Raw genomic sequence first — 13,396 nt, forward strand, 5'->3', positions numbered from 1 at the left:
ACCTCCAGGGGTTGTGCCCCGGATCACACACCCGGTGCCGGTGAGATCACAACCCCGGCGTGACGGTCGTCGTCACACCGGCGACCCGGTGATGGCGGCGCGCCCGGCGGTACCCTCCTCGCCGTGTCCATTCCCGGTCCCGGCTATGCCATCACCGCCCGCGTCGACAGCCCAGCCCGCCCCAGCACCGCCGGTGACCTGACCGCCGCCGTCGGGCAGGTGGGCGGCGTCGTCACCGCATTCGACGTCGTCGAGTCGCGCCCCGAGTCCCTGGTCGTCGACATCTCGGTCAACGCCCGCAACACCGAGCACGTCGAGGAGATCAAGGCCTCGATCGAGGCCCTGGAGGGCTTCTCCGTCCGCAAGGTCTCGGACCGGACCTTCCTGCTGCACCTCGGCGGCAAGATCGAGGTGCACTCCAAGGTCAACCTGCGCACCCGTGACGACCTGTCCCGTGCCTACACCCCGGGCGTCGCGCGGGTGTCGATGGCGATCGCGGAGAACCCGTCCGACGCCCGCCGGTTGACCATCAAGCGGAATACCGTCGCGGTGGTCACCGACGGCTCCGCGGTGCTCGGGCTGGGCAACATCGGCGCGGCGGCGGCGATGCCGGTGATGGAGGGCAAGGCGGCGCTGTTCAAGCAGTTCGCCAATGTGGACGCCTGGCCTGTTTGTCTGGACACACAGGACACCGAGGAGATCATCCGGACCGTCCAGCTGATCGCCCCCGGCTACGGGGGCATCAACCTGGAGGACATCGCCGCGCCGCGGTGTTTCGAGATCGAGTCGCGGCTGCGCGAGCTGCTCGACATCCCGGTCTTCCACGACGACCAGCACGGCACCGCGGTCGTCGTGCTCGGGGCACTGCGCAACGCGCTCCGCGTGGTGGGCAAGAAGTTCTCCGACGCCCGGGTCGTGGTCTGCGGGGTCGGTGCGGCGGGCTCGGCGATCATCCGGTTGCTCGGCTCGGAGCAGACCGCCGACGTCGTCGCGGTGGACGTGGACGGGATCGTCCACCCCGGACGCGAGGGGCTCGACGACAACCTGCGCTCGATCGCGGCGCAGACCAACCGCGAGGGCCGGACCGGAACCCTGGCCGACGCCCTGGTCGGTGCGGACGTGTTCGTCGGGGTCAGCGCGCCGAACCTGTTCGGTGCCGAGGAGCTGGCCACCATGAGCTCGGACGCGATCGTCTTCGCGCTGGCCAACCCGGACCCCGAGATCGACCCGACGGTCGCCATGCAGCACGCCGCGGTGGTCGCCACCGGGCGCTCGGACTACCCGAACCAGATCAACAACGTGCTGGCGTTCCCGGGCGTGTTCCGCGGCCTGCTCGACGCCCAGGCGCACGACATCACCGACGGGATGATGCTGGCCGCGGCGGAGGCGATCGCGGACGTCGTCGCCGAGCCGAACCCGTCGTTCATCGTGCCCAGCGTGTTCGACCAGACCGTCGCCCCGGCCGTCGCCGAGGCGCTGCGGTCGGCCGCGGCCAAGCAGGCCCGCCAGGGCCAGGTCGAAGCCGGCTGAGCCGGCACCACGTCGCCCGCCGTGGTGCCGGGGCTCACTCGCGGACGTCCGGTTACCGCAGGTCGCGCGGGGTTACCCTCGACCCATGAGGTCCCCGACCGTCGGTGTGCTGGCCCTGCAGGGCAACGTCCGCGAGCACCTCGCCGCGCTGACCGCGTCCGGCGCGACCGCGGTGCCGGTGCGCCGCGCGGCGGAGCTGGCCGCGGTCGACGGCCTGGTGCTGCCCGGCGGTGAGTCGACCACCATGTCGAAGCTGCTCGACGCCTTCGAGCTGCTGGAGCCGTTGCGGGCCAGGCTGCGCGCCGGGATGCCCGCCTACGGCTCGTGCGCCGGGATGATCCTCCTGGCCGACGAGATCCTGGACGGCCGGCCGGACCAGCACCAGCTGGGCAGCCTGGACGTCGTCGTGCGGCGCAACGCCTTCGGCCGCCAGGTCGACTCGTTCGAGACCGACCTGGAGTTCGACGGGCTGGCCGGTGGGCCGGTGCACGCGGTGTTCATCCGGGCCCCGTGGGTGGAGAAGACCGGCGGCGACGTCGAGGTGCTCGCCTCGGTGCCCCATGTGGACGTCGCGGGGGAGGCCGCGGGCCGGCCGGTCGCGGTCCGGCAGGGGCCGGTGCTGGCGACGTCGTTCCACCCGGAGATGACCGGGGACCGCCGGGTGCACGGGCTGTTCGTGGACATGGTGCGCACCTCCTGATCCGGGTGGGGCCGGCCCGAGTGCCGGTCGGGGGCGTGCCGTCTGGGGCGGGCGGCTGCCCTGGTCCGGCTGGCCGGTCCGGTCCCGCCGGTGGCGGGCGAGCTCGCCACCCGCGGCGGGGTCTACCTCGTCCTGGCGGTACTGGTGGTGGCCCTGCGGTCCGGGCGGGACGCCGTCCGCTGGACCGTCGTCGGGGTGCTCGGTGTGATCGGGATGCTGTCGCTGGTGGTCGAACCGGTGCGCGCGCTGCTGGACGGTGCGACCGTGGCCGGGTTCCTGGCGGCCGCATCCGGTCCGGATCTGGTCATCGCCGCCCTGCGGACCCTGCACGTGGGCGCGGTCCTGATGGCGCTCGCGCTGCTGTTCCATCCGGTCGCGCACAGGTTCTTCCGCCCGGTGCGCCCCCGAACCTGATCCCGCTGTGGGGCGTGCCGCGCACCGCGGGTGGGCCGCGAATCTTCTCTTGACGCGTCTTCTGATGCCCGCGCACACTTGTTGCGTTGCGGCGGACTTCATTGCACGATACGCAACACTCTGATTCCCCTCTGACCGGATGACGAGGCGATCCGCATGACGGACGTACTTGATCCCCAGACTCCATCGCGCGAGGTCCGGACCGTCGACGCGCCGGGCATCCTGCTCTACAGCCGGCTGCGGACGTCGCCGTACTTCTGGAAGTCACGCGCCCACGGCGTCGCGATGTACAGCGTCTACAACCACACCTACCACCCGCGCCACTACGGTGATCCGGTCGCGGAGTACCACGCGTTGCTCGAGGCCGTCACCCTGTGGGACGTCGGCGTGGAGCGGCAGCTGGAGATCTCCGGTCCGGCGGCGTTCGACTTCACCAACCATCTGGTACCGCGCGACCTGAACAAGTGCGCAGTGGGCCAGTGCAAGTACGTCTTCCTCACCGCCCCGGACGGCGGGATCGTCAACGACCCGGTGCTGCTCCGCCTGGAGGACAACCGGTTCTGGCTGTCCCTTGCGGACAGTGACGCCCGATTGTGGGCGATGGGGCTGGCGCACGCCGGCGGCTGGGACGTCACCATCCGCGAGGTCGACGTCGCGCCGGTCCAGGTCCAGGGGCCGCTCGCGAAGCCGGTGATGACCGACCTGTTCGGCGACGACGTGCTGGAGATCCCCTACTACGGGATGCGCCGGTACACGGTGGACGGAATGGACGTGGTCGTCAGCCGCACCGGCTACACCGGCGAGATCGGCTACGAGATCTACCTGTACGACGCGACCCGGAACGCGGCCGCGTTGTGGGACCGGGTCTGGGAGGCCGGCCGGCCGCACGGCATGCGCACGATCGGTCCGTGCCACATCCGCCGGATCGAGGGCGGGATGCTCGCCTACGGCTGCGACATCACCCTCGACACCAACCCGCTGGAGGTCGGCTACGACTACCGGTGGATGGTCGACCTGGATCAGGAGGCCGACTTCGTCGGCAAGCAGGCCCTAACCAGGATCAGGGCCGAGGGGGTGTCCCGGCAGCTGGCCGGCGTCGAGATCGACGGTGCCCGCCTCGGGTCGTTCAACGACGGTTCCATGATCGAGCCGTTCCCGGTCGAGCAGGACGGCAGCGTGGTGGGTCGGGTGACCAGCGCCTGCTGGTCGCCCCGGCTGGACCGCAACATCGGGCTCGCGATGCTGCCGGTGGAGCTGGTCGGTCTCGGTACCGAGCTGGACGTGCGCCTGCCGGACGGTCCGCGGCGCGCCGTCGTCGCGCCGAAGCCGTTCGTGGACCCGTCCAAGGAGACCCCGAAGGGCTGAGTGGCATGGGTGGACCGATTCCGGGCCGCCGCCGCGGCTCGGCCCAGCGCCGGGACGCCGCCGCGCGCCTGCTCGCCCGGTCCCGCTTCGAGCTGCTGCCGCTGCCCGGGACGCTCGACCGGGCGGCGGGGCTGCCGCCGGGCTCGACGGTGACGGTCACGTCGTCGCCGCGACGCGGTGTCGACGCCACGATCGAGCTGGCCGAGGGACTGTCCCGCAACGGGTTCCGTGCGGTGCCGCACCTGGCCGCCCGGCAGTTCGCGGACCGTGCCCAGCTCGCCAGGACGCTCGACCGGCTGGACGGCGCCGGCGTGCGGGACGTGTTCGTGGTCGCCGGTGACGCCCCGGAGCCGGTGGGCGAGTTCCCGGACGGGCTCGCGCTGCTGCGCGCGATGGCAGGACTGGGGCACCGGATGACCGCCGTCGGGATTCCGTCCTATCCGGATGGTCATCCGTCGGTGGCCGATGACGTCCTGTGGGATCTGTTGCGGGACAAGCAGCAGCACGCCACCTACACGGTCACCCAGATGTGCTTCGACGCCGATGTGGTCTGTGCGTTCGCGGCGCGGGCCCGGTCGCGCGGGATCACGCTGCCGGTGGTCGCCGGGGTCCCGGGGGTGGTGGACATCGCGCGGCTGCTCCGGATGAGCCTGCGGGTGGGTGTCGGTGACTCCGTGCGGTTCCTGCGCTCGCACCGCTCCATCGCGGGCGCGTTGTTGCGCCCGAACGGCTACCGGCCGGACGGGCTGGTGCGCCGGCTCGGCGCGCACGTCGCGGCGGGCCGCTGCGCGCTGGACGGCCTGCACGTCTACACGTTCAACCAGGTCGACGCCACGCTGCGCTGGCTGCAGCAGGCGCAGCGCCGCGCGGCCGCCTGACGCGCGCGGCCCGAGACCACAGCGACACCACAAGGGGGTGGGTCATGTCGTCCGATCTCGAACTCTCCCGGAACGCCACACTGCGGCCGTTGCCGGAGATCGCGGCCGAGGTGGGGCTCGGCCCGCACCGGCTGGAGCCCTACGGGCACGCGGTCGCGAAGGTCTCCCCGGGCGCCGCCGACGACCTCGCGGACCGGCCACCGGGCCGTTACGTGGTGGTCTCCGCGGTCACCCCGACGCCACTCGGTGAGGGCAAGACCACCACCACGATCGGGCTCGGGCAGGCGTTCCGGCACATCGGGCGGCGCGGCGTGATCGCCGTCCGGCAGCCGTCCATGGGGCCGACGCTCGGCATCAAGGGCGGCGCGGCAGGCGGCGGCCACTCGCAGATCGTGCCGATGGAGACGGTGAACCTGCACCTCACCGGTGACCTGCACGCCGTCACCGCTGCGCACAACCTGCTCTCGGCGATGATGGACAACCATCTGCACAAGGGCGCCGCGTCCGGCCTGGACCCGTCGTCGATCACCTGGCGCCGGGTGCTGGACCTCTGTGACCGCGACCTGCGCCGGATCGTCACCGGCCTCGGCGGGCGAGCCGACGGCATCCCGCGCGAGACCGGGTTCGACATCACCGCCGCCAGCGAGGTGATGGCGGTGCTCGCGCTGTGCACCTCGCTGCCGGACCTGCGCGCCCGGCTCGGCCGGATCGTCGTCGGCACCGACCGCGACGGCGCCCCGGTCACCGCCGAGCAGCTGAAGGCGGCCGGGGCGATGGCCGTGCTGCTGCGCGAGGCGATCAAGCCGAACCTGATGCAGACGATGGAGCACACTCCCGCATTCGTGCACTGTGGACCGTTCGGAAACATCGCGCACGGCAACTCATCGGTGGTCGCGGACCTGATCGGCATCCGGTGCGGGGACTACCTGGTCACCGAGGCCGGGTTCGGTGCGGACATGGGTGCCGAGCGGTTCTTCAACATCAAGTGCCGGGCGTCCGGGCTGGTCCCGGACGCCGCCGTCGTGGTCGCCACGGTGCGCGCGCTCAAGGCGCACTCCGGCCGGTACCGGGTCGTCGCCGGGCGGCCGCTGCCCGTCGAGATGACGGACGAGAACCCGGAGGACGTGCTGGCCGGCGCGGCGAACCTGCGCAAGCAGATCGCCAACATCCGCGCGCACGGCGTGACCCCGGTGGTGGCGGTGAACGCGTTCCCGTCCGACTTCGACAGCGAGCGCCGGGCGATCCTGGACGTCGCGGCGGAGGAGGGCGTCCGGGCCGCGGTGACCCACCACGTCGCCAAGGGCGGGATCGGCGCCGCCGACCTCGCCACGGCCGTCGAGGAGGCGTGCGCCGACGGCGGGGCGGCGTTCCGCCCGCTCTACGCCGACGACCTTCCGCTGCTGGACAAGATCGACACGGTGGCCCGGGAGATGTACGGCGCCGACGGCGTCGACCTCGCCCCGCTCGCGCGTCGCCAGCTGGCGGCCTACGAGCGGAGCGGGTTCGGCCGGCTGCCGGTGTGCATCGCCAAGACCCACCTGTCGCTGAGCGCCGACCCGTCGCTGCCCGGGGCGCCCACCGGCTGGCGCCTGCCGGTCCGCGAGGTCCGGGTCTCGGCCGGTGCCGGGTTCGTCTACCCGATCTGCGGCGACATGCGCACCATGCCGGGCCTGTCGTCGTCCCCGGCCGCCGAGCACATCGACATCGGGCCGGACGGCGAGATCGTCGGCCTGTCCTGACCGGATGCGTCCAAGGAGGACCGCCATGACCGCACCACCGGACCGTGCCGACGTCGTGGTGATCGGCGCCGGCATCGTCGGCAACTCGCTGGCGCACCATCTCGCCGAGCGGGGGCGACGGGGGATCGTGTTGCTGGACAAGGGGCCGCTGCCCGACCCGGGCGGCTCCACCGGGCACGCGTCGAACTTCATCTTCCCGGTCGACCACTCGCAGGAGATCACCGCGCTGACGCTGGACTCGATGCGCCAGTACGAGAAGTTCGGCACGCTGACCACCTGCGGCGGCATCGAGGTCGCCCGGACGCCGGAGCGGGTGGAGGAGCTGAACCGGCGGATGTCCTCGGCGACGGCATGGGGGGTGGCCGCCGAGCTGATCTCGCCGGAGGAGGTCGTGCGGCGGGTGCCGTTCCTGGACCCCTCGCTGGTACTGCGCGGGTTCTGGACGCCGTCGGTGGCGGTGGTGGACCCGCTGCGGACCGGGGCGCTGATGCGCGAGCGGGCCCAGGAGATCGGCGCGTTGACGGTGTGCGCGAACACCGAGGTGCTCGGCATCGACACCGAGGGCGGGCAGGTGGTCCGGGTGCGAACCGACGCCGGCGACGTCGAGACCGGCACCGTCGTCGTCGCGTGCGGGGTGTGGAGCCCGCGGATCGCCCGGATGGCGGGTGCGCACATCCCGCTCACCCCCGCGGTGCACCAGATGATCGACGTCGGGCCGATCCCGGAGCTGGAGGCGACCGGCAGCGAGATCGGCTACCCGATCGTGCGGGACATGGACACGCTGATGTACGAGCGCCAGTCCGGCCCCGACCTGGAGATCGGGTCCTACGCACACCGGCCGATCCTGCACGAGCCCGACGACATCCCCGGGCTCGCGGCCGCGGCGCTGTCGCCGACCCAGCTGCCCTTCACCGAGGAGGACTTCGACCCGCAGCTGGAGCAGGCCCTCCAGCTCTTCCCGGACATCCTCTCCCGGCCCGGCGCCGGGATCCGGCACGCGATCAACGGGCTGCTCTCGCTCACCCCGGACGGCGCGCCGGTGCTCGGTCCGGTGCCCGAAGTGGACGGCCTGTGGTCGGCCGCCGCGGTGTGGATCAAGGAGGGACCCGGGGTGGGCCGGATGCTCGCCGAGTGGATGACCGACGGCGTCGCCGAGATCGACCTGCACGGCGCCGACGTCGCCCGGTTCGGCCCGCACCAGCGCACGCCCGCACACGTTCGGGCCCGCGCGTACGAGGGATTCAACAAGACCTACGGGATCGTGCACCCGCGCGAGCAGTGGAGCGCCGACCGGGACCGGCGACTGTCGCCGTTCCACGCCGCCGAGATCGACCTCGGCGCGGTGTTCTTCGAGGTCGGCGGCTGGGAACGTCCACAGTGGTACGAGTCGAACCGGCCGCTGCTCGACGAGTTCGCCGACCGGGTCGGGTACCGCCCGCACGAGTGGGACGCCCGCTGGTGGTCCCCGATCATCGACGCCGAGCACCTGGCGATGCGCGAGCGGGTCGCGATGATCGACCTGTCGGCGTTCACCCAGTTCGAGGTGACCGGCCCGGGTGCCTGCGCGTACCTGCAAGGCCTCGTGGTGGCGAACGTCGACCGGCCCGCGGGGCGGATGATCTACACACCGGTGCTGGCGCCGAACGGCGGGTTCCGCTCCGACCTGACGATCGTGCGGCTCGCCGCCGACCGGTACCGGGTGATCACCGGCGCGGCCGACGGGCCGCGCGACCTGGCCTGGTTCACCGCGCACCTGCCCACCGACGGCACGGGCGCGCTGATCGAGGTGACCTCGGCGGTGTGCACCGTGGGGGTGTGGGGCCCGCGGGCGCGCGACCTGCTCGCCGCCGTCACCAGCGACGACGTCTCGGCCGACGGCTTCCCGTTCGGCCACGCGAAGTGGGTCACGATCGACGGGATCCCGGTGCTGGCGTTGCGCGTGTCCTACGTCGGTGACCTGGGCTGGGAGTTGCACGCGCCGTTCGAGCAGGGACGCCGGCTTTGGGACGTGCTGTGGGCGGCGGGGGGGCCGCTCGGCGTCGTCCCGGCCGGAATCGGCGTGTACGGCACGACCGCGCGGCTGGAGAAGGGCTACCGGCTGATGGGTGCCGAGCTCGACTCCGAGCACGACCCGGTGGAGGCCGGCCTCGCCCTGCCTCGGGTGAAGGCGCACGACTTCGTCGGGCGGGACGCGTACCTGCGTGCCCGGGAGCAGGCGCCGGCCGCGACGCTGTGCACCCTCGCCGTCGACGACCACACCGGTGCGGACGGGACCCGGCGCGTCCCGCAGGGCGGCGAGCCGGTGCTCACGCCGGACGGGACGCGGATCGTCGATCGCAAGGGCCGGCCGTCGGTGGTGACGACGGCCGGCGCGGCCCCGTCGCTGGGCCGGCACCTGCTGATGGCCTACCTGCCGCCGGAGCGCGCCGTCGAGGGCACCCGGCTGGCCGTGCGCTACATGGGACACGACCATCCGGTCACGGTCGCGCGGGTCGGCCGCACCCCGCTGTTCGACTCGGACGACACCCGGATGCGGGGGTGAGCCGGCGATGAGCACGACCGACGACCCGGGCCGCCGCGACGTGCTGGTCTGCGTGAAGCGCACCCCGGCGGTCGGCACGCAGATCTCGCTCACCGACGACCGGCTGGCCATCGACACCCACCACCTCGGGTTCACGATCGGCCCGCACGAGGAGTGCGCCGTCGAGGAGGCCGTCCGCATCGCCGAACGCCACCGCGGCGCGGGCGGCACCGCATGGGTCACCGTCCTGACCGTCGGCCCGCCGGATGCGGCCGAGCAGCTCCGGTACGCGATCTCCATGGGCGCCGACGAGGGCGTCCTGGTCGAGGTGCCGACCGAGGACCTCGATCCGGAACCCACGGCGGCGTCGATCCTCGCGGGTGTGCGTGCGGCCACGGGCATCGCCTACGAGCTGCTGCTGTTCGGCACCGACTCCGCGGTCGCCGGGAACGCCCAGACCGGGATCCGGGTCGCCTGCGCGCTCGGGTTGCCGATGGTCACCGGGATCAAGAGCCTCGACGATGAGGCCGACGGGGCAGACGGGGCAGGGCTCGTGCTCCGCCGCGAGACCCCCGACGGCGTCGAGGTCTACCGGGTCCCGCTGCCCGCCGCGGTCGCGGTGAAGGACCGCATCAACCTGCCGCGGTACCCGACGATCAAGGGCCGGATGCGGGCCCGCAAGGCTGCCCTGCGCACCGTCCCCGGTGAGACTGCGCCCGGCGGCCTGCGCACAGTGGCGTTGCGGCGGCCGCGCGAGGACCGGCCGAAGACCGTCGTGCTCGGTACCGGGGCAGCGGCCGCGCCGGCCGTGGTCGAGGTGCTTACCGAGCTGGGGGTGGTGTGACGATGCTGCTGGTACTGATCGACACCGATGCCGACGGGACGCCCGGGCCGGGCACCGAGGACCTGCTCGCTGTCGCCCGCGGCACCGGGCTGCCGGTCGAGGCCGTGACGACCGGAGCGGTGCCCGGGGGCCTCGGCGTGGAGCGGGTGCACCGGATCCGGCACGACCTGCTCGCCGACCACGCGCCCGAGGCGCTCGGCGCGAGCCTGGCCCAGCTGGTCGCTGCCGTGCGGCCGGACGGGCTGCTGGCCGCGGCGACCGAGCGGGGTGACGAGGCGCTGGCCCAGACCGCGGCACGGGCCGGGCTGCCGCTGGCGACCCGCTGCCTGGAGGTGCGCCCCGGCGAGCCGTGGTCGCTGACCCGCGTTCGCAGCGGCGGTGTCCTCCTGGAGGACGCCCAGCTGGCCGCCCCGATCCTGCTGGCGACAGTGGCACCGGGTGCGGCGTCGGGGGCGCGGCCGCCACCGGCTGGCGGGGACCCGGAGATCGTCGAGTTCGTGCCCGAGCTGGATCCCGGTCTGGCCCGCACCCGGGTGGTCGCACGGGAATCGCGCACCGGGGGTGTCTCGCTGGCCACCGCCCCGGTCGTCGTCTCCGGCGGACGCGGGGTCGGCAGCGCCGAGGGCTACGACGTCCTGGAAGAGCTGGCCGGCCTGCTCGGTGGTGCGGTGGGCTGCTCGCGGGTGGCCACCAACAACGGCTGGCGCTCGCACAGCGACCAGGTCGGCCTGACCGGTACGCAGATCGCGCCCGACCTGTACATCGCGTGCGGCATCAGCGGCGCGACCCAGCACTGGGTCGGCTGCATGAACGCCCGCACCATCCTCGCGATCAACACCGACCCCGAGGCGCCGATGGTCACCCGCTCGACCTACGCGGTGATCGGTGACCTGCACGAGGTGCTGCCGGCGGTGATCGACGCGCTGCGGGCGCGTTCGTGCGCGGCTGCGCCGAACGAGTCGGTACCGGAGGTGGCGCCGGAAGCCGGCCATACACCGCCTGATGAAGGTGGCGGGGACGAGCACACGAGGGACGTGGTGGCGCCCGGTGCGCGGATGTCGGCCGGAAGCCCGTGATCCGCGGTGTCCCGCGCGTCCGGCGATGACCCACCGTATCCCGCGGTGATCCACTGTGACACGCGGTGACGCGGCGTGACGCGGCGTGACACGCGGGATGGCCGTCGGGGTTGCGCCTCCTGCGGGCGCGCCGGTACCGGGCACCCAGGCCCCCGGCGCCTTGTTCCGGTGCGGTGTGCCGGTCCTGGTTCCCGATGCACAGCGCCCCGTTCGATGCGCGGTTCGCGGTACTCAGAACGGCGGATCGTCGTCCGAACGCTCCGGTGGCGCACGCCCGGCGGTCGGGGCCCGGGGCGCGGACCGGGTCGCCGTCGCGGGTGCAGTGGGATCGAGAGGCTGGTCACCGAGTTCACGTTCGAGTCGGCTCAGGGGCGCGGGCGGCGGTTCGGGACACCACGGCCCGGCCAGTGACTCGGGGAGCGGCGGACAGACCGGCTCTCCGTGCGTGACATAGATCCGGTGCAGGGCGCTGCGCCATCGGAAGATCCCGGGCGCCGGCTGGTGCAGGCGCCAGAGCCCGACCGTCTTGATCCCGTGGTGCAGCACGCACAGCGGCCCCAGGTTGTCCTTCACACTCGTGCCGCCGTACTGATGATCGCGCGTGTGGTCCTGCTGGGTCTTGCGGGCCGGGCGGCGGCACCCTGGGAACACGCACGTGCGATCGCGGATCTCGACGTGACGGCGTAGCGCCGGGTGCGGGAAGCGGTCGAGCGGTCGCCGGTCGAGCGCGTTGCCGATCCGGTCCCGGTGGGCGTACTGGGCGACGAGGTCGGCGACCAGAGGTTCCCACCCGGACGGTGGGTGTGCGGCGAGTCGGTCGAGGAGCTCGGCGGGAACCTGGAGTTCGACGGTGCCGCCGTGCGCGTTCCGGATCAGCGGATGTGTGCTCTCGGCCGGTGATCCGGTCGGTCGCCGTCGGGTGATCCCGGCCAGGAGGAGGTAGCCGTCGGTGTCGGTGCTCGCGAAGCGCCATTCCGCGTGGCGTTGCCGGGCCACGGAGGCGCGGGCGATCGGCGCCAGCACCGGACCGAGGCCGGGGATCTCGCCGGGATGGTCGTCGTGGCCGATCAGGGTGGACAGCCGGACCCGGATCTCGATCCCGGACCGGGCCGGCTCCGAGCCACCTGCACCCGGGTCCGGGCCACCGGGAGCGGGGTCAGGATCGTTGGGCCCGTCGGGGTCATCGGGACCGTTGGGGTCGCCGGGACCGTTGGGGTCGTTGGGGTCGTCGGGGCTGTGCGAGTCGTCGGGGCCGCCCGGTCGGTCGCTCTCCGGGGCGCCACCCTCCGGGCGGCCATCGGGATCAGCGGGTCGGTCGGGATCCGCGGGGTCATCGGGATCCGCCTGGCCGGAGTCCGCTGCGTTCTGTATGCCCCCGCGGGGAGTCGGTGCAAGGTCGCCGTCGCCGTCGCCGTCGCCGTCGTCCCCGTCGTCGTCGCTACCGGTGGACCCGGTGGTGTCAGGGTCGGGTGCGGCGGCGCGGGCGAGCATGGTGGCCACGATCTGGTCGTGGCTCATGGCGTGCAGACTGCCGTCGAGCAGGGCAATGGCCACGTCCGCACGGATGCTCGGCAGCCGATCCGGGTGCCCGGCCGCGCGCACGGCTCGGGCCAGAGCGTCGACGCGCTCGCAGGCGGCCTGGGCCGCGCTCGGGTCCAAGCCGGTCGCGGAGATCGTGGCGGTTCCCTCGGCGTCGAGGTAGCAGATCACTCGCCGTTCGCGGAGCGCCCTGCGATAGCGGCGCTGGGCCGACTCCGGGTCGATCGCGATCACCATCCGCTGCAGGCGGGCCCGGAGCTGTCCCGTGGTCAGACCTGGCGCCTCGGGCACGAGCGCGGCACAGATGCGGGTGGCCTGAGCGTCGTCGAGGAACTCGAGCTGGTCGGCGAACACCGTCGCCTTGCCGCGGTCGATGTGCCCGCCGGCCAGGGCGGCGTGCACGGTCGGCAGCCGGTGCACCAGCATCTCGGCCAGTGCGTGCTCGCGCCACGCCGCCTGCTCGGTCAGGGTGAGCGCCGCGGCGATCTCCTGGCCGCATCCGGGATCCGGTCCCGCCAGTCGGGCCGACGCGCCCGGCGTGGCGTGCGGGTCGCAGCGACCGACTTCGGCCATCGCCGCCAGCTCGTGGGCATCGACATAGGAACGCAGCCGCCGCCACGCCTGCAGCAGCGCGACCGTGTCACCGTTGGCGACCAGGGCCGGGTCCAGTCCGGCCAGCAACGCGCACAGCCCCGGGCCCGGCGGGTCACCCGCCACGCCCTGGGGGAGCACCATCGGCTGCATGGGTCGAACATACATTCGAGCACCGACATTCAAGGGCCACCGGCGC

Annotated in this window: 10 protein-coding genes; 9 read left to right on the top strand and 1 reads right to left on the bottom strand. The window is 73.1% G+C overall.

What is annotated here, in order from left to right:
• Window positions 1-123 precede the first annotated feature (123 nt).
• The 9 genes from ACLFMI_RS01310 (at window position 124) to ACLFMI_RS01350 (ending at window position 11,067) form a co-directional block, all read left to right on the top strand.
• Window positions 124-1,530: an NAD-dependent malic enzyme gene (locus tag ACLFMI_RS01310; protein WP_410945825.1), complete on the top strand. Its 1,407-nt coding sequence runs from the start codon at window positions 124-126 to the stop codon at window positions 1,528-1,530.
• A gap of 85 nt (window positions 1,531-1,615) precedes the next feature.
• A complete protein-coding gene (pdxT, locus tag ACLFMI_RS01315; protein ID WP_410945826.1) occupies window positions 1,616-2,230 on the top strand; it encodes a pyridoxal 5'-phosphate synthase glutaminase subunit PdxT in 615 nt (204 codons plus the stop codon).
• Between the two features lie 90 nt (window positions 2,231-2,320).
• Window positions 2,321-2,644 carry a hypothetical protein gene (locus tag ACLFMI_RS01320; protein WP_410945827.1) on the top strand — a complete coding sequence of 108 codons (324 nt, stop codon included), beginning with the start codon at window positions 2,321-2,323 and terminating at the stop codon, window positions 2,642-2,644.
• A 156-nt stretch (window positions 2,645-2,800) separates the two neighbouring features.
• Window positions 2,801-4,009 carry a glycine cleavage T C-terminal barrel domain-containing protein gene (locus ACLFMI_RS01325; RefSeq protein WP_410945828.1) on the top strand — a complete coding sequence of 403 codons (1,209 nt, stop codon included), beginning with the start codon at window positions 2,801-2,803 and terminating at the stop codon, window positions 4,007-4,009.
• 5 nt (window positions 4,010-4,014) lie between these two features.
• Complete coding sequence (locus ACLFMI_RS01330) at window positions 4,015-4,887, top strand: methylenetetrahydrofolate reductase (protein WP_410945829.1); 873 nt, start codon at window positions 4,015-4,017, stop codon at window positions 4,885-4,887.
• A gap of 44 nt (window positions 4,888-4,931) precedes the next feature.
• Window positions 4,932-6,626, top strand: a complete 1,695-nt coding sequence (locus tag ACLFMI_RS01335; RefSeq protein WP_410945830.1) for a formate--tetrahydrofolate ligase — start codon at window positions 4,932-4,934, stop codon at window positions 6,624-6,626.
• A 25-nt stretch (window positions 6,627-6,651) separates the two neighbouring features.
• Entirely contained in the window at window positions 6,652-9,168 is a 2,517-nt protein-coding gene (locus ACLFMI_RS01340) for a GcvT family protein (RefSeq protein ID WP_410945831.1), read from the top strand.
• A gap of 7 nt (window positions 9,169-9,175) precedes the next feature.
• Window positions 9,176-9,991: an electron transfer flavoprotein subunit beta/FixA family protein gene (locus ACLFMI_RS01345; RefSeq protein ID WP_410945832.1), complete on the top strand. Its 816-nt coding sequence runs from the start codon at window positions 9,176-9,178 to the stop codon at window positions 9,989-9,991.
• Between the two features lie 2 nt (window positions 9,992-9,993).
• Window positions 9,994-11,067 (top strand): electron transfer flavoprotein subunit alpha/FixB family protein, encoded by a 1,074-nt coding sequence (locus tag ACLFMI_RS01350; protein ID WP_410945833.1) that lies wholly within the window; start codon window positions 9,994-9,996, stop codon window positions 11,065-11,067.
• Window positions 11,068-11,298: 231 nt separating this feature from the next.
• Here the strand turns inward: ACLFMI_RS01350 and ACLFMI_RS01355 are convergent, their stop codons facing one another.
• Window positions 11,299-13,350 carry an HNH endonuclease signature motif containing protein gene (locus ACLFMI_RS01355; protein WP_410945834.1) on the bottom strand — a complete coding sequence of 684 codons (2,052 nt, stop codon included), beginning with the start codon at window positions 13,348-13,350 and terminating at the stop codon, window positions 11,299-11,301.
• Window positions 13,351-13,396: the final 46 nt, after the last annotated feature.

This window comes from Pseudonocardia nantongensis (genome assembly GCF_046546495.1).
Lineage (GTDB): Bacteria > Actinomycetota > Actinomycetes > Mycobacteriales > Pseudonocardiaceae > Pseudonocardia > Pseudonocardia nantongensis.